Below are 18,418 nucleotides of genomic sequence, written 5' to 3'. Positions count from 1 at the left end.
CGCTAGTATCATTTGTCGGTAGTCTTGTGAGTATGCCATAGTTATATTGTACCAATTTTATTTTTCTTTTGCTATAGAAGGAGATATTGCGTGCATCACCAACAACAACTAGTGGTAATTTCTCTTCAGTTTTACCCCAAATTTGTTGGCAACTCTTGTCCGCACGGTTCAAGAACTCTTTCAAATAATTGTCTTCATTTGATGCTGCTGAACGGTCTGCACCGCTAGTCGTATGCAAGTGTGTGTTGCGAATAGGGAATTTGTCATGTGTCAACTCTTCTTGCAAAGGATGATTGTGATCAAATTCTTGTACTACACGACCATTTACGGCTTCGATCAAACGTGCACTTTCACGAGTGATGACGATTGCATAGTAATGCACTGAGTTTGCCAAGTCACGCACCAAATCACGTACTGCAAAACGGTTGTTAATAATTACACGTGGTTGTGCGTCCAGCGGCATACGGATAACTTGTGCTTCTTCAGTTGTTGCAAAAATTGCCAAAGTGTCAAGGTTGTAGTTGTGATCCCAGCGGTCAAGTTTGGCTTCAATTTTTTCCATTACAGCTGCCACTGTACGTTTGTCAAATTCTTGCTCTAGACGATTTTGTGCTTCTGTCAGCTGATTTTTTAACGCAATCGGATCTTGCTCATTTTCTGGATGGTGGCGATGCGTTTTTACAAATACACTTAGTGCTGGGTTGGCACGAACATCACGCAAAGATTTTAAAGTTGGTTTCATGATATTTTCCTCTCAAAATAGCTTTTTGCAAAAAATTATTTTCGAAAATTTAAAACAAAGAAATTCTAAATCAATGAAAATAAAGCAAAAAGTTGGATTTAATTTAAAACTAATCACTTACTTCATGATTCTAAAGTAACAAACAAAATTCCCTAGGGAAAGTAAGCTTTTGTTGTAACTTTATGCAAAAATATGCTCCTTTGTTTCTCCATGTTTACACAATGTAATGCTATGTTAAAAAGTAATCTTTTTGTTGTAATCGTCATTGCTTTTTATAATTCAAGTTTACAATTTGAACAAAAAAATCAAAAGTGAATAAGGTCTCTACATTTTGACATTCAAACACGCTAGGCTGTTTTGCCACAGTTGCTGTGCCAAGTCTTGCTCGGCTATTTTTGTTATCTCTGCCAAAGCCTGTAAAACATAAGGCAGATTGGCAGGCGTATTACGTGTACGTCGTTCATGCGAATTTTGACAACACAAAGGCGTCATATCAGGACAATCAGTTTCAATCACCCAATCTTGTGGCGTTGTATGATTTATCACTTGTTGCAATTTTTTGGCATTCGGGTTGGTAATTAAGCCCGTAATACCGATTTTAAAACCCATTTTCACAAAAGCTTTGGCTTCTTCTGCACCACCACCAAAGGCATGTGCAATACCACCTTGAGTAAATTTGTGTTGTTTTAGAATGCGTAGGACATCACCATGAGCACGACGAATATGTAAGAGTACAGGTTTTTGGTATTGCTTTGCTAAGTCAAGTTGAGCAGAGAAAAATTCAGCTTGTCGTTGTTTACTGTATGTGGTTTTTAATTCGGGTAAAAAATAATCTAAACCAATTTCACCAATCGCCACACAATCATTACTTTTTAAAAATTGTTCTAAATCAGCCAGATGTTGCGTCTGATGCTGTTCAATGTACAAAGGATGCAGACCTGGTGCAAGAAAAGGTGTAGGAACTGCACCTTGTGGATGTTGTCTTTGCCAATCTAGCATATCTTGATAAGTACGTCGCAAATCTGCAAAACGAGATTGCAAAAAACCAATCAATACCAAAGCATGCACACCTTGCTGATATGCTTGCATTGCTAATGCTTGACGGTCAGCATCGAAATCTTGAACATCAAAATGTGTATGAGTATCAAATAGACGTGATGTCATGATCAAATTTACTGACCAGCATTACTGCTTGACACTGCTTGCTGTGGCAACGGCTGATGATACCGTATCGCTTGCAGCAAGCTGTTGTGGTGGCAAATATTGATCTTCCAAAACATCTCGTAAGTCTTGATATGGAATAATCAAACGTGGCAAACCTACAGCATAAGGACCAATTTCATATTCACCATACTGTAAAATCAGACCTTGTGGACTCAGGAAAAAATTTTCCGAAACACTAAATTTCCACATCTTCTGATAATCTTCAAAAGTAATATCAGTCTGGGTTTGAGTGACCCAATCTTGATATGCTTTGAATGCAATATCATTAAACGCTTTTCTCTTGCCAGATTTAATGATGCTATCTAGATTGAGCATCTGCTCATTTTCTAAGTTAAAATTTAAGTATTGTTGTGCAGAGCTACCGTGTGCCCCACCCAAATAGTTACTGGCATTGATCACTACCGTTGCGATAGGACCTTGCGGATTAATCACTTGCGGTTTGATATAAATATTGAGCTTATTGCTACCGCCTAAGCTTTTATTTTCTTCGGCCAATTCATAAAATAAGTGAATACTTTGCTGTAATGTTTGTGCATCATCAGCTGAGTTTTGTGCAGCACTGCTGGCTTTTTGTTTCAGCTGTGCATTCATGCTTGTCACAGGCGATTTACTTTGCTCTGCACTACTATGAACATCGCTGGCAGGATTCACATTAAAACCTTGCATAAGCTCGGCAACATAACTAACAATTTGGCGTTTAACCAGAGCATCAATTTTTTGGTAATTACTTTCAATTTGGTAAATGTCAATTTCTGGACAATCTTTGCCACTACACTCAACACGTTGGAAAGGCATTGGGCTAACTCTTGCATTCAGTACAGTCAGACTTTTTGCTGCAGATGCAGGCTGAGTTTCACTAGCTGAAACATCAGACGATGGCGGTTGTGGCTGAGAATTCTGCGTACAGCCTTGCAACAGCAGCAACACAGATACGGCTACCAGTGCAGATTTTTTGATATTTGTCTGTTTTATCACTGCTGTCAAAGCATCAAAGCGAAGACATGAGTTAGGTCGTTGTGTGCGACTGAGCATATTAACCACATTTCAATTTTATTTGCACGACACATCTCATTTTAAGCCTGTAAAATTGACATCCATTCCTCGGCTTAAATGATTGATGTATATAAAGATGCGACTAATTTAACATTTTTTAAAAATTAGTCTGTTGGTAGATTGTTTTTATTCGAGCTAAAGTTAAGATTTTATGTACAAACAGCGTAAATAATGAATATTATTTACGCAAAATATCAAAATCTAACACCAATAATACGACTCACCGACTGGCACAATTTGACTAGTTATGTGTGGTGTTTGGTTGCAACATCGCCATAAAACTTGGACTGACCCACTGTGTCACTTTATCGCTCGGAATATCAACCATAAAATTTGCATCGGTCTGTGTATTTTCAATACCCAAATCAGAAAGACGATAGTAAATCGAAATGGTATTCTTGTCTTCATTCCAGTACCAATCTTGACTGCCCCAATTCAAACGACTGGCAGACGCAACAGGTTCACTGGCTCGTGATTGATGCCATGTTTGATAGCTTTGCTGAATCAATGCTTGCATATCTAAACGATGATTGGCATCAATGATATCGTAAAGATTGATTTGTTTTTTGTCTTTGCGATCAGCAACATAAAAATAACTTTGCATTGGTATCGAATTGCCTGCAATATCATATTCTACGTCTAGCTTCAAAAATGCCAACTGATTTTTTTGTAAAATAACTTGTGGCTGTGCATAGATACGCCACCCTTGATAAGCAACATTGCTGTCTTGTGTATCGCTGGCAGGTCTTTTTTCTTTATTTTGTATCGCAGTTGATTTTTCTGCTGATTTATTAGTCTTTGCAGATTCATGGCTAGTTTGCGATGGTGAATTTGTCGCACTGGCTAGTTGTGACTGTCCATCACGCCATTCATCTGAACGCTGTACAAATACATCTACCGCTTGTTGAAGTGTCATTTTTTCACCAACACCCAATTGCTTACGAATAAGGTCAGCAATCTTTTCATTGGTAAACTGATTAAACCATTGATCTTGGCTCTTAAAATCAAAAATTTCCACTTCTAAGCAATAGCGTTTTTCACAAAAAGGTAAACCATAATCTGCAACGGTTGGCGTAGCAATCAACACAGGATAGCCTTGTTTTTGCTCTTGTTGTTGTAATTTTTCTGCATCGGTTTTTGCAGAGTTTAACTCACCATTACAAGCCACCAAAGCCAATAATAAAGGCAAAACTAAAACAATCTTTTGAGCTTTTTGCATATTAAAGTTATCTCTAGGTAAAATCGCTATCAATACATTTTTTAAAGCGAAATGTTGTACACCGCTTTGTTGAATCAATAAATTGGCTAATCATCAATTATTAAAATAGAAAATAAACCCATAATCGTAAAAATACAGGAAAATCATTGAATCTAGATCGATTGAGACTCAATGATTTCCCCCAACTCATCCAAGCTTAATGCTCACGCGTTGCTCTAAACTCGATGTCAGGATAACGCTCTTGCATCAGCTGCAAATTTACACGACTTGGTGCAAGATAAGTCAAATGTCCACCGCCATCTAATGACAATTGATCATGTGCTTTCTTTTTAAATTCATTTAGCTTTTTGTCGTCATCACAATGTACCCAACGCACGGTATGAATGCTCACTGGCTCATAGATACAATCCACTTTGTATTCTTCTTTAAGACGATATGCCACCACGTCAAACTGCAACACACCTACTGCACCGACGATTAAGTCATTGCTATTTTGTGGCATAAAGACTTGGGTTGCACCTTCTTCAGAAAGTTCTTTTAAGCCTTTTTGCAATTGCTTAGACTTTAAAGGGTCTTTTAGACGTACACGGCGGAATAATTCTGGGGCGAAGTGTGGAATACCCGTAAAGTGCAAATTTTCACCACTGGTAAAGGTATCGCCAATCTGAATCGTGCCGTGGTTATGCAGACCGATAATATCACCCGGCCAAGCTTCTTCCAAATGCTCACGCTCACCTGCCAAGAAGGTCAAGGCATCAGAAATACGCACGTCTTTACCGATACGCACATGATTCATTTTTAAGCCTTTTTCATATTTACCTGAGCAAATACGCATAAAGGCAATACGGTCACGGTGTTTTGGATCCATATTGGCTTGAATTTTAAATACAAAACCCGAAAAACCTGCTTCGGTGGCTTCTACCACACGTTCTTGCGTTTGATGGGCTTTTGGTGCTGGGGCATAATTTAAAAAAGCATCTAACACATGATCTACAGCAAAATTACCTAATGCCGTACCGAACAATACAGGCGTTTGCTTACCTTGTAAAAATTGCTCACGGTCTAGCGGTTCATTTGCCATTTGTACCAATTCTAAAGATTCTTCAAAAGCTTTAAACGCCAAATCACCGACTTTGTCACGAATATCAGCATGGTCATAGCCATTGCGAATTTCAATATCCGTAATGGTTGAGCCAAAACCTGCTTTATAAATATACAATTTATCTTCTAAAATGTTATATACGCCTGCAAAATCACGACCCATACCCAAAGGCCAAGTGATTGGCACACAACGGATCTTTAATACGTTTTCAATCTCGTCAAGTAATTCTAAAGGCTCACGGATTTCACGGTCCATTTTATTGACAAAAGACACAATCGGCGTATCACGCATACGACAGACTTCCATCAATTTGATAGTACGTTCTTCGACACCTTTTGCCCCGTCAATCACCATCAAGGCACTATCCACCGCAGTCAAGGTGCGGTAAGTATCTTCCGAGAAATCTTCATGCCCAGGGGTATCTAACAGGTTGATAATATGGTCTTTATACGGAAATTGCATCACCGATGTGGTAATCGAAATCCCACGTTCTTTTTCCATTTCCATCCAGTCTGATGTAGCTGCACGGTCGGATTTACGACTTTTTACCATCCCTGCCACCTGAATCGCCTTACCCCAGAGTAATAGCTTTTCAGTCATCGTGGTTTTACCCGCATCGGGGTGCGAAATAATAGCAAAGGTGCGGCGTGCTTGCACTTCTTGCTGTAGCTGTTGTTCTAAGCTCATAATATATACACAATAAATCTGTCAAAAATTACTACGAATTATACTTTAGTTTATTGCTTTTGCACAGATTGACAACGCTGTACAAATCACATTAAATGTCAATCGAACACCACAATGCTAACGTCTAAAATACACTTACATGGATTGCAGATGAACCAACCTTTCGCCACATGTCATTTTAAAGACTCAAAATTTTATAATACACCGCCTACGCAAGCATTAAAAAAAGATGTTTTTTGGAAAATGTTAAAAATCATTTTTAATGCGGATGCTTATCGCCCACAGCACGCATTACCAATACAAGCACCTGATTGGCATATGTTTTTTAATCAAAACAAAACAGCACAATGTATTTGGCTTGGGCATTCTAGCCTGCTGATTCGCATGGCAAAGACCACTATTCTGATTGATCCGTGTTTTTATCAACATGCGTCACCTTTGCCTATCATGATGAAACGCTTTCAAGCACCGCCGATTGCCTTAGCGGATTTGCCCAAGATTGATTATATTTTAATTAGTCATAATCATTATGATCATTTAGACCATCAGGTGATTGCATTCTATCAGAAGAAAGATTGTCAATTTATTGTGCCACTGGGTTTGGGTAAACAATTACAGGCTTGGGGCATAGATAGTCATCGTATTCATGAATTGAACTGGTGGCAAAATCATCAACATCATAACTTAAATATTACTGCTGTGCCTGCTCGGCATAATTCGGCACGGGGTATGTTTGACCGTGATTGTAGTCTTTGGGCAGGTTTTGTGTTACATACCGCACAGGAAAAAATTTATTTTTCTGCTGATTCATCTTATGGCGAGCATTTCAAACAGATTGGTGATTATTTTAACGGTTTTGATTTGGTCTTGATGGAAAATGGACAATATAACGACTCTTGGCCAGATAATCATATGTTTCCTGCTCAGACCATCCAAGCGGTACAAGATTGCCAAGCCAAAGTGTGGATGCCGATTCATTGGGGAGCTTATGCACTCGCTCTGCATCCATGGTATGAACCTGTACAGCAAAGCATGGCGTTGGCTCAGCAATATCAACTCCATAGTGTAACACCCATGATGGGACAAGTATTTGATAAGGATAGCTTAACAATGTTGTGGTGGGAAGATTTGATTGAAGCCTGATATGAGCTAAAAAATAACCACCAATACCGTTTAATTACATCGTAAAAATTAGCTTAAAAAAATCGTTCAGCTATGCAATAATAGCTCAGTTTAAATAATTTGAGTTAGGTGAACGGCTATGGCGATGCGTCCTGATGTAAAACGACACTCGGTTGTAATGATTGTCTTTGCAATTGCCCAATGGGTGATTGTGCTGTATGGTTTGAATAATAACCTTTTCCCACTGGATAAAAGTGGTCGAATCTTGGCTTTTTGTGCCAGTGCTTTTGTTGGTGCATGGGTATTGATGGCATCACTATTGTACATGGTAATCAAAGGTCGTGACCGCAGTCGTGACAATGAAGCTTAATTTTTAAGTATTCAATCAAGCCGTGTTACTCAAATGGACACGGCTTTTTTATCACTCAAAATCATGATAAATCTTATTGTAATTATTGACCTTTATCCAAACGATTTTTTTAACATTGCCGATACTTTTACTTTATAATGGCTTTTTATTTGCTGTATGGTATAAATGATGTCTTGGCTCAATCAACTCAAAAACAAAATTATCTCTTCGGTTGATACGAATACAGATGGCAACGCTGTAAATATTGATCATACAGCGATTGATATGCAAGTCATTGAACAACACCTAAGCCAAACTCGCCTTGCCCCAAATGCCCAGCTTTTATCTGAACGTATTACACAATTGCAAGTGGATAAAAATACCTTGCAACTCAGTTTTTTTGTCTATGATGATGAAACCGAGCATTTACAAGCACTGTATGATGAACTGACCGCACAATTGCGTCCATTCGGTGTGGAAACGCTAAATTTGCATGTTAATCAAAAGAAAAAGCTAAAAAACAATAACTTACCACCTGTGGTTGATGCTAATTTGTCACAGCAAAAATTAGAAAAATCCGCCGAACAACTTGCTGTAGAACAACAAGCCATCGCCGATCAAGCACCGATTAAAAAAACAGCACCCACCCAAGCTGAGATTGCACAGCATCCGCATATCAAGCATGTGATTTTGGTGGCATCAGGTAAAGGCGGTGTTGGTAAATCCACCACCACGGTCAATCTTGCTTTGGCATTAAAGCAATTGGGTTTAAATGTCGGTGTTTTGGATGCGGATATTTATGGCCCGAGCATTCCGACTATGTTGGGCAATGAAGGGCAAACGCCTTTGGTAGAAAATGGCGAGTTTGTACCTTTGGAAGCCTATCAGATGCCCGTACTATCGATTGGACATTTGACTGGTGATGCCAAAACGCCTATCGCATGGCGTGGGGCAAAGGCGACAGGTGCATTAATGCAAATGTTTAATCAAAGCCAATGGCCGATGCTGGATGTATTATTGATTGATATGCCCCCTGGGACGGGCGATATTCAGCTGACTTTGGCACAGCGTATTGCGGTAGCTGGAGCGGTGATTGTCACCACGCCACAGCATGTGGCATTGATGGATGCACAAAAAGGCATTGAATTATTTCAAAAAGTCGGTATCAACATCCTAGGCGTGATTGAAAACATGGCGGTGCATATTTGTGAAAATTGTGGTCATGAAAGTGAGATTTTCGGGCATGGTGGTGGTGAGATTTTGGCAGAAGATTATCATGTGCCATTATTAGGTCAATTGCCATTAAATGCCTGTATTCGTAAAAATGCGGATAAAGGCGAGCCGAGTGTCATCACTCAAGATGAAGCCATGCCATTTTATATGGCGATTGCTGAAAAGCTAAAAAGTCAAATTGAGCTATTGCCCGTCAAGCAAGATAAACAACGGATTTTCTGATATTAAATTAAGGCTTAAGATTTTGTACTTTAAGCCTTTTTTCTTATTTCTATAGGTGATACATGATGTATTCATGGCAAAGTGTGTATTTTCTATCTATATTTGATCATTGGTTGAGCGTAAAGCAAGCTGATGATTGTTCGACTTTGTGTTATGCCACTGCGGTTGCAAATGATGCTTTAGATGAGTATTTACAACAAGAGCAATATTTTATTGATTTTTACCGAAGTATTGATAATAAAGTGATTATCGTGGTTAATCATCAAGGTATAGAAATTGATGTGCGTAGTGAAAGATTTTTGCATATTTTACAAGATGGCTTAAGGGAAAAACGATATTTTTGTTTGTTATTTCCAAAATATCAGGTTATGTTTGAAAGTGGTTATGATAGAACCGATAGAATGTTTATCACAAATCAAACCGATATGACATTCTTACAGCATAAAATCAGTGAATATCATTTGTATTTAATTGATGGTATAGATTATCAGAGTTATCTATCGGAAGATAATTAAATTTGAACTCACTTTGTGGACTGAAATATTTTTTAGAAAATTGATAAAAAAAACAAAGGACTGGTAAAGACAACCTATAAAATTAGATAAGCTCTAAAAACCAATTTGATTTCACAGCATTATAAAAAAGCAATTGTAACATTACGGCTAATTTTGTAATATTAAAAATCATCTAAGGTTGAACGAGTAGCTTTACATGAACTCTCAAGACTAAATTCTAAACGGGTAAATAATCATTGGATAGCGGAATGAATAAAATAGAGCCAAATTTAAATGCGGATATATTACCAAAGATTAGTGGCGGTGGAATTAATCTCGGCATAAGCTTAGACTATTTTTTAGACCATACTAATCATATTCTTATCAATAGTAAAAATTATGATAGTAGTTTAGTTAACGATAAAACATGGTTAATTATTGAATATAACTTTCTAGATGTTTATGGCGTGGCTCAAACAATATTTACTGCAAAATGGGACAAGGGTCAGGATATTATTCTAAGATTTGATGGTAAAAACGACCCTAAATTAGATTTCATCACTCTACAAAATAACTATAAAGGCAAACTATTTGGAAAATGGGGAATAGGAACTACATTGAAAGAATTAGATAATAGACCTCTTTCGAAAATGGCATTTGAAAGAAACAGTTCGTGGTGTAAGAAACACTATTTCGCAAGGCGAACCATAACGGTTTCCCGACTCTTCGACAAGCTCAGGGCAAATGGAAGACCTACTTTTTCTAAAAAAAACCTGAAATAAAAAAGCCCTCATCAATTGATAAGGGCTTTTGGTATTTGGCGGAAGCGGTGAGATTCGAACTCACGGAGGACTCACACCCTCGTCGGTTTTCAAGACCGGTGCATTAAACCACTCTGCCACGCTTCCTGTTGATGCGTATATTATCAGATTTTTTTCTGTTGGCAAGTACTTTTTTAATATTTTCTATAAATTTGTGTTCTTTTGTACTTTTTAGCATCAAATTAGGTATAATTGATTAATTTTGAAGCATTTTTAGTGATTTTTTATATCGCTGTATCAGATTTTTTTCATCACTCAAAATGACTGATTTAACCATCATGCTGTAATTTTATACAAAATAATCCATAGATTTCAGCTATACTATGCCACATTGAATTGACCACTGATAAAGTTTTAGCACATAGGCGTTTTTTTATGCAATACCAAGGCGTTTGCCACAAAATGCAAGCTCGATTAGACGATGATCTGTCTTTTGAGCCAGCTCAAAATACCGCTGAAGCCATCAACCACCCTGTACAGTACCATTTTGTTTTGGATCATTTCCGTGTTGATATGCGACCACTCTTGGGTAAAAATGTCCAGCTACATTGGACGGGCAACATCTATTGTATTGGTTGTGGAAGCAAAACGCCAAAATCTTACTCTCAAGGTTATTGTTTCAAATGTTTTAAGACCTCAGCATCATGCGATATGTGTATCCTAAAGCCTGAAACCTGCCATTATCACCTTGGTACATGCCGTGATGACAGTTTTGCACAGCATGTTTGCTTTAGGCCGCATACCGTTTATCTTGCCAATTCTAGTGGTCTTAAAGTGGGTATTACACGTCAAGTGCAAATGCCTACTCGCTGGTTAGACCAAGGCGCAAATCAAGCTTTACCTATTATGCAAGTTGGTTCGCGTCGCTTGTCTGGTCAAGTCGAAATATTATTTGCCAGTTTGATTGCCGATAAGACCAATTGGCGTGCTTTGCTGAAAGGCGATGCCGAAACTTTGGATTTGCATGCAGAAAAGCAACGTTTGATTGAAACCTTTCAAGCCAAAATCCAGCAGATTGATGACGAATATCCCGATGAAGATTTGGCGATATTGAATTTGCCAACCTATCATTTTAATTATCCAGTCACTGAGTATCCAAGCAAAATTGTCAGCCATAATCTGGATAAGACCCCAACGATTGAAGGCAAACTGATGGGCATCAAAGGGCAATATCTGCTATTGGATACAGGTGTAATCAATATCCGTAAATATAGCGGCTATGAATTGATTTTAAGTCATGACTAATTTTTGATTGTTAATAAGATGATTGAACTCACTGCCACCTATCAGCGTACGCTTGATCCAAGTCAGCCCTGCCCTGTCTGTAAAAAGACCATGGAATGGGTGGTGGGCGAGTTTTATCATCAAGATATTGAAATGCACCAATGTCCGTATTGTCAGCATTGTATCTTCTATGGCGATCATGCTTTGACTTGTCATTGTCCGCATTGTCTAAAGCAACGCCAACAGCAGTTGAAAAAAAGTCTCTATCAAGAAAAACAGCAACAACGCCTCAAACAACGTGAATCGCACGACGACAGCGAATATTTACTTGATGACTTATCTTTGATTGACAAATTATTTTTATTGGCAATCAGTATTAATAAAGTCAGTCATGAAAGGCATTATCAAGAGTATTTTGAGTTTAATGATTTTAAACCGACTTTGATTGCACCAAGTTATCAGTTATTTAAACAATTACAACAGCATTTTATTCAGCATAATTATCTGATTGAGCTTGAGCCAGACAGCGAAAAATACTATACCAATTTGCGTTTGCATGGTTATCGTGAGCCAAGTTTACTAACTTTGGTAGAGCAATTAAAATCATGGTTTTTATCAGATTTTTTGCAAGGTTTGCCTTACCAGAATGAGCAAGATGTGTTAGAGACACTTTATGAGCTAATGGCACATGAAGCGGTGCATTATTGTCAATATCGCTGTCACCTTTATCAAGTGCAGTTTTATACCAATCCTGCTTTATTAGAAACTTTTAAATCATTATTAAAAGATTTGGCATTAACTCAAGTGTATTTTTTAATTGATAAAGCCTTAGCATATTTACACAATGAAAAATTATTAAGAAAGAAAAATGATCAATTTTTTAATACCAATTATATCAAGCAGACACTTGTTAAATATCGTAGCCAAGGTCAAACACAGCAATGGGAAACCACCAATCAGCCCCGCCCTGCCGACCTGCCATATAGTCAAATGTTTGGTATTTTTATTTTTGATTTTTTAAAATTGGGCGAAAAAGCCATTCAACAACCACTTTGGAAATGTTGGCAAGACATTATGCCGACATTACGTTTTTTTGTACGTAATCATTGTATCAGCTGTGGTAGTAAAAATCTAAAAGTGCAATATTTTCAAGAAAATAGTGTATCTTGCATTTGCCTAGATTGTAAACAACAACAGCATTATTTTATCGAAAAATGAGTTTTCTTAATCGCCCACAGCATCTCCGATTTAACACCAAACTTTAAGTCGCCTACACGGCTAATAACTATGATTTTTCCAAGCCGCTTCTTCACCTTTAGGACCAAAAGCCACAGGCGACATAGTATGTGCATAATAATCATGCACAGCTCTAAATAAATCATTCATCAATAGCGGTTTGCCATTAACATCTCTAAGCCCACTAGCTTGCATAAGGGGGTGGGTGCTGTAGTCGATGTTAGGATTTGAACCAAAACTATCAGGGGTTGTTGCGAAGACTTTGAGGCGATTATTTATTCGCACATCTTCCCGCATTTCCGCACTGTTTGCATAGGGTTCGCCCTGCCCCGTTAAAAGTTCAATGTGTTTAATAGGCATTGCATTAAACTGTTCTTTAACCTCGACTGCTAGTTCCTCATATGCCCGTCGTACAAGCGGATTGTCGAGGTCGTATAGTGGGGCGTTGTCGTATGCGTTGGCAACGCGAGTCTGTAACTCGCGTTGCTCAGAGGTAATATTTTGCTGTTCAAATCCACGGGCTGTAGGATTAAGTGATTGAGCAACTGCTTGAGTTACTTGGTTGGGACGGCTCTTTTCGCTGGTATGAAGGTCACTTGTAATTGACGCATATGGGATTGTGACTCCGCTTTGGTGAGTAGCTTCGTTGGCGTAGAACCAGCTTCTAGTAACGCTTTTTCTATTATCTGTGATGCTTCCTGCAAGGTCATTGATGGCTTTTCGGGCGTTTGTGGTGAAGTCGGTGACTGATTGTGAATCGGTTGGGTTGCCATAGTAGTAAAACTCCAAGGTATTAGTGTTGTTTGGGTTGGTATAGACAGTTAGTCCAAAAAGACCGCTGTTAGCGATAATTTCATCTATTCTAGCACGGTCAATCAAAGTGTTCAACTCGATTTCTAAGTCGCCTACACGGCTAATAACTGCAAGAAACGGTAATGGTGCTAACGGAAGATTTTCTAAGTCGCCTACACGGCTAATAACCCATCAATAGTGAGCGTATCACGATGCCTGACTTTCTAAGTCGCCTACACGGCTAATAACTAACTTTTGTTGTCAAAGCATCAATGCATCACTTTCTAAGTCGCCTACACGGCTAATAACATTTCCGTCAGGGTGACGCCATGCACCTGACGTTTCTAAGTCGCCTACACGGCTAATAACTCGAAAAATATCTAAATTAAAGCTTGACAAGCTTTCTAAGTCGCCTACACGGCTAATAACCTTAGTAATTGTTTCTTTCTGCTGGCGTTTGCTTTCTAAGTCGCCTACACGGCTAATAACGTTATCCGTCAAACGGGTTACGAATCCTGCAATTTCTAAGTCGCCTACACGGCTAATAACCTATGTGTGTACCTGATAGCAACGACGTGAATTTTCTAAGTCGCCTACACGGCTAATAACGGCACTTCAAACACACGACGAATACGTTTGTTTTTCTAAGTCGCCTACACGGCTAATAACAATACGGCTCACCTTGGGTCATCGGCAAGTACTTTCTAAGTCGCCTACACGGCTAATAACGGGTTTAAATGGTACAAGCCATTTTTTTATATTTTCTAAGTCGCCTACACGGCTAATAACAGTTGTTCGTCTTTGTCAAACAAAGATGGTTCTTTCTAAGTCGCCTACACGGCTAATAACCAACAGTAGATGTACGAACTTTGCCGAATGATTTTCTAAGTCGCCTACACGGCTAATAACAATGATGCCTTTTATTTAAAAATGGAGCCATTTTTCTAAGTCGCCTACACGGCTAATAACGCTGCACGATAACGCAACATTTGCTCAGGCATTTTCTAAGTCGCCTACACGGCTAATAACTTACACAAACGCCACGCAATACACCCGCCATATTTCTAAGTCGCCTACACGGCTAATAACGCAATATTTGATATGGAATTATCCGCATCTGATTTCTAAGTCGCCTACACGGCTAATAACTGAATATTTCGCCCCTGCCGATATGAATGCAACTTTCTAAGTCGCCTACACGGCTAATAACGTCCCAACCCGGTGTAATCGTACCCTCAGATATTTCTAAGTCGCCTACACGGCTAATAACTAAATCTAATGGGGGTAAGGTTGGGGAGACTGTTTCTAAGTCGCCTACACGGCTAATAACTTCCGCCCGCCCCCCCTTTTTCGATTGCTGAATTTCTAAGTCGCCTACACGGCTAATAACCATACCGTTGCAACTGTTGCCACACTCAAATATTTCTAAGTCGCCTACACGGCTAATAACCAACTTCCTGCAAATGTACTTGCTAAGGTGCATTTCTAAGTCGCCTACACGGCTAATAACTTTGTCTTAGAGGACGCCCGTGCTAAGCATAATTTCTAAGTCGCCTACACGGCTAATAACACGGCAAGCAGGGTCAGGGTGTTTATAGGTCTTTTCTAAGTCGCCTACACGGCTAATAACCATAAAGTTCGACCTCATCAAAATCTGCGATGTTTCTAAGTCGCCTACACGGCTAATAACAAATCGTGACTGGTCTATCTGAAGTGGATATGTTTCTAAGTCGCCTACACGGCTAATAACTCAGACTTCAAATTACGCACATCTACTGTTGCTTTTCTAAGTCGCCTACACGGCTAATAACGTTACGTTATGCGATGGAAAAATCGACATCACTTTCTAAGTCGCCTACACGGCTAATAACAGCACGAATTCTAACCCGAATTCTAACCACGATTTCTAAGTCGCCTACACGGCTAATAACCCTTGTATCTCTATGCTACGATTGACCCAGTCTTTCTAAGTCGCCTACACGGCTAATAACTATGGAAGACATAAGTTCTTGCATAGTTGCGTTTTCTAAGTCGCCTACACGGCTAATAACTGCGTGCTGACGGTACGGATTTGCACGATGTATTTCTAAGTCGCCTACACGGCTAATAACATGTGGATTATCAAACTGGCACGTCGGTACTTTTTCTAAGTCGCCTACACGGCTAATAACAATGGAGATGTAGGCACGTTCGTAACACTAAATTTCTAAGTCGCCTACACGGCTAATAACCCTATGCACCCGCAAGCACGTGAATTCCTTGATTTCTAAGTCGCCTACACGGCTAATAACATTGAGGCAAGGCGACTACACCGCACCAATTATTTCTAAGTCGCCTACACGGCTAATAACGACAATATTCACCAAATAGTCTTTGGTGAGTTTTTCTAAGTCGCCTACACGGCTAATAACGCAAGTAAAAATCATGTTCAAGACTGATTTTTTTTCTAAGTCGCCTACACGGCTAATAACGATATAGCGATGTTGAAATTGAAGAATTTTTTTTTCTAAGTCGCCTACACGGCTAATAACCATATTTTTGCCAAATTGATGAATAACGTCAGTTTCTAAGTCGCCTACACGGCTAATAACAATCAGCCATTTGCAATATTTGAACCGTGTTATTTCTAAGTCGCCTACACGGCTAATAACAAAAGGTACAAGGTGGTGATGGTATGAATTATTTTCTAAGTCGCCTACACGGCTAATAACATTCATATTCGCTTAATGGTGCTGTCTGCTTATTTCTAAGTCGCCTACACGGCTAATAACGTTGCGGATGATGAGCTAACCCATGCTGAGGCTTTCTAAGTCGCCTACACGGCTAATAACAAGTAAAATTGTTCGGCATCGTCCAAGCGTTTTTTCTAAGTCGCCTACACGGCTAATAACTGGGGATTACTTTATCTGTAATAAAAAACAATTTTCTAAGTCGCCTACACGGCTAATAACATGGCGTTCTGCTGCTGAAAGTACATATATTATTTCTAAGTCGCCTACACGGCTAATAACGAACGTTTGGGTTAGGTTGAACGTTTGGGTTATTTCTAAGTCGCCTACACGGCTAATAACTTATTTCTTGAATATTTTTGCTTAGGTATTTTTTTCTAAGTCGCCTACACGGCTAATAACTAGCGTCGGTTCAGTGGAGGCGAGGCCTCTGCTTTCTAAGTCGCCTACACGGCTAATAACCCTGCCCGCAAGTGCATTCCGCATCTTCAGGTTTTCTAAGTCGCCTACACGGCTAATAACAGCAGGGTGGGAAGACAGGTACCGCACCTGATTTTCTAAGTCGCCTACACGGCTCATAACTGCGGTATTGGAATGAATCAGCTCGGAATAATTTTCTAAGTCGCCTACACGGCTCATAACTACAAAATCCATCTGCGACATCAGTACGTTTGTTTCTAAGTCGCCTACACGGCTAATAACGGAAATGGAAAAAGCCCCATTCCAGAAATGATGGACGCAGACACCAAAAAATATGGTCTGATTTCACATCGGCTCAATGGGGCTTTGACAGACATTATAGTACAAAAAGCACAACAATACAATATAGAACATTTTCTAAGTCGCCTACACGGCTAATAACAAAGTATCTGGATTATAAAACACAAATTCAGAATTTCTAAGTCGCCTACACGGCTAATAACAGCCTCAGTGTCCAAGCCATCGATACGTTTTATTTCTAAGTCGCCTACACGGCTAATAACAGGCGTTGGCTCTGCTACTGTTGAATACAAGTTTTCTAAGTCGCCTACACGGCTAATAACCGGCAGCAGTTGGAACAGGCATGGTGATGAGTTTTCTAAGTCGCCTACACGGCTAATAACCAGTTTTTGCCTTTTATTGCGTGGCAATTTTCTTTCTAAGTCGCCTACACGGCTAATAACTTAAAACTGACATGAACAGCTATTGTTGGAGCTTTCTAAGTCGCCTACACGGCTAATAACGATTAGCTGGTGGTATTTCAGCAAGTGGTTTTTTTCTAAGTCGCCTACACGGCTAATAACATAGCACAATATCACGCTTATAAAGCGTATATTTTCTAAGTCGCCTACACGGCTAATAACGGTTATATGGATGTATATAGTGATATGCAAAATTTCTAAGTCGCCTACACGGCTAATAACCGTGCGGATAAACGCTGTTCTGTACAGTCCACTTTCTAAGTCGCCTACACGGCTAATAACATCATGAGATTGGTAAGAAGTATTTTATTCGATTTCTAAGTCGCCTACACGGCTAATAACTTAATTTTAGCCAAGGCGAACTTACCTTCACATTTCTAAGTCGCCTACACGGCTAATAACTCTCGTTCAAGGGTTGCAACCAAATCGGCAAATTTCTAAGTCGCCTACACGGCTAATAACCTAAGTAAGCAACAGCACGATGCCTTGGCGGTTTTCTAAGTCGCCTACACGGCTAATAACTTTGTCTTAGAGGACGCCCGTGCTAAGTATAATTTCTAAGTCGCCTACACGGCTAATAACCCTGACTGCCATGTTTTTTGTGATATAGGTTGTTTCTAAGTCGCCTACACGGCTAATAACTTGCGAACAAGGCGTCGCGGCAAAAGAAGTTATTTCTAAGTCGCCTACACGGCTAATAACAAGTCCGGCAATTACAATACGGTACTGCACAATTTCTAAGTCGCCTACACGGCTAATAACTGCATCTACAATATAATGCTTCTTGACTTCTTTTTCTAAGTCGCCTACACGGCTAATAACGCTTGTGCAGGTCTTGCTACACTTCTTCGATTTTTCTAAGTCGCCTACACGGCTAATAACGTGTTATCTGATAGTACGGTATACGATACCTGTTTCTAAGTCGCCTACACGGCTAATAACCTATATAATAGCAATATAAAGTAAGTCAACAATTTCTAAGTCGCCT

Annotated in this window: 13 protein-coding genes, 1 tRNA gene and 2 CRISPR repeat arrays (1 of these 16 running past the window's edge); of the genes, 7 read left to right on the top strand and 7 right to left on the bottom strand. The window is 39.3% G+C overall.

Going from position 1 to position 18,418, the window contains the following annotated elements; genetic code table 11:
- The 5 genes from ACEYX7_RS04260 to ACEYX7_RS04240 all read right to left on the bottom strand — a co-directional run.
- Window positions 1–742 (bottom strand): baeRF3 domain-containing protein (locus ACEYX7_RS04260; protein ID WP_465249752.1); only part of this gene is annotated, 742 nt, incomplete at its 3' end.
- Window positions 743–1,066: 324 nt separating this feature from the next.
- Window positions 1,067–1,906 carry a TatD family hydrolase gene (locus tag ACEYX7_RS04255; protein WP_374806956.1) on the bottom strand — a complete coding sequence of 280 codons (840 nt, stop codon included), beginning with the start codon at window positions 1,904–1,906 and terminating at the stop codon, window positions 1,067–1,069.
- A gap of 21 nt (window positions 1,907–1,927) precedes the next feature.
- A complete protein-coding gene (locus ACEYX7_RS04250) occupies window positions 1,928–2,998 on the bottom strand; it encodes an RsiV family protein (protein WP_374806957.1) in 1,071 nt (356 codons plus the stop codon).
- Between the two features lie 262 nt (window positions 2,999–3,260).
- Window positions 3,261–4,316 (bottom strand): hypothetical protein, encoded by a 1,056-nt coding sequence (locus ACEYX7_RS04245; protein WP_374803526.1) that lies wholly within the window; start codon window positions 4,314–4,316, stop codon window positions 3,261–3,263.
- Between the two features lie 118 nt (window positions 4,317–4,434).
- Window positions 4,435–6,027, bottom strand: a complete 1,593-nt coding sequence (locus ACEYX7_RS04240; RefSeq protein WP_374803524.1) for a peptide chain release factor 3 — start codon at window positions 6,025–6,027, stop codon at window positions 4,435–4,437.
- A 150-nt stretch (window positions 6,028–6,177) separates the two neighbouring features.
- Between ACEYX7_RS04240 and ACEYX7_RS04235 the strand changes: the two genes are divergently transcribed.
- The 5 genes from ACEYX7_RS04235 to ACEYX7_RS04215 all read left to right on the top strand — a co-directional run bounded on the left by ACEYX7_RS04235 (window position 6,178) and on the right by ACEYX7_RS04215 (window position 10,229).
- Window positions 6,178–7,170 carry an MBL fold metallo-hydrolase gene (locus ACEYX7_RS04235; protein WP_374900231.1) on the top strand — a complete coding sequence of 331 codons (993 nt, stop codon included), beginning with the start codon at window positions 6,178–6,180 and terminating at the stop codon, window positions 7,168–7,170.
- 118 nt (window positions 7,171–7,288) lie between these two features.
- A complete protein-coding gene (locus ACEYX7_RS04230; protein WP_374803520.1) occupies window positions 7,289–7,519 on the top strand; it encodes a hypothetical protein in 231 nt (76 codons plus the stop codon).
- 168 nt (window positions 7,520–7,687) lie between these two features.
- Window positions 7,688–8,953, top strand: coding sequence for an Mrp/NBP35 family ATP-binding protein (locus ACEYX7_RS04225; RefSeq protein ID WP_374806959.1), 1,266 nt, complete (start codon window positions 7,688–7,690; stop codon window positions 8,951–8,953).
- Window positions 8,954–9,018: 65 nt separating this feature from the next.
- Window positions 9,019–9,468: a hypothetical protein gene (locus tag ACEYX7_RS04220; protein ID WP_374806960.1), complete on the top strand. Its 450-nt coding sequence runs from the start codon at window positions 9,019–9,021 to the stop codon at window positions 9,466–9,468.
- Window positions 9,469–9,716: 248 nt separating this feature from the next.
- Window positions 9,717–10,229 (top strand): hypothetical protein, encoded by a 513-nt coding sequence (locus tag ACEYX7_RS04215; RefSeq protein ID WP_374803514.1) that lies wholly within the window; start codon window positions 9,717–9,719, stop codon window positions 10,227–10,229.
- Window positions 10,230–10,265: 36 nt separating this feature from the next.
- Here ACEYX7_RS04215 and ACEYX7_RS04210 read toward each other — a convergent pair.
- Window positions 10,266–10,355, bottom strand: a tRNA-Ser gene (locus ACEYX7_RS04210).
- 288 nt (window positions 10,356–10,643) lie between these two features.
- On the opposite strand from ACEYX7_RS04210, the gene ACEYX7_RS04205 reads away from it, so the two are divergent.
- Window positions 10,644–11,513 (top strand): DUF2797 domain-containing protein, encoded by an 870-nt coding sequence (locus ACEYX7_RS04205; RefSeq protein WP_374803512.1) that lies wholly within the window; start codon window positions 10,644–10,646, stop codon window positions 11,511–11,513.
- 18 nt (window positions 11,514–11,531) lie between these two features.
- Window positions 11,532–12,710: a hypothetical protein gene (locus tag ACEYX7_RS04200; protein ID WP_374803510.1), complete on the top strand. Its 1,179-nt coding sequence runs from the start codon at window positions 11,532–11,534 to the stop codon at window positions 12,708–12,710.
- A 60-nt stretch (window positions 12,711–12,770) separates the two neighbouring features.
- Here ACEYX7_RS04200 and ACEYX7_RS04195 read toward each other — a convergent pair whose 3' ends face one another.
- On the bottom strand, window positions 12,771–13,616 hold the full coding sequence (locus ACEYX7_RS04195) for a hypothetical protein (protein WP_374900230.1): 846 nt from the start codon (window positions 13,614–13,616) through the stop codon (window positions 12,771–12,773).
- Window positions 13,617–13,621: 5 nt separating this feature from the next.
- A CRISPR array of direct repeats spans window positions 13,622–16,951; the repeat unit is 28 nt; unit sequence TTTCTAAGTCGCCTACACGGCTAATAAC.
- Between the two features lie 131 nt (window positions 16,952–17,082).
- Window positions 17,083–18,418: direct repeats of the CRISPR family, unit length 28 nt; unit sequence TTTCTAAGTCGCCTACACGGCTAATAAC; it runs 1,333 nt beyond the window's last position.

Source organism: Hubeiibacter jixunmingi, assembly GCF_041928215.1.
Taxonomy (GTDB): Bacteria; Pseudomonadota; Gammaproteobacteria; order Pseudomonadales; family Moraxellaceae; genus Acinetobacter.
This window is presented reverse-complemented; position numbering and strand designations above follow the sequence as displayed.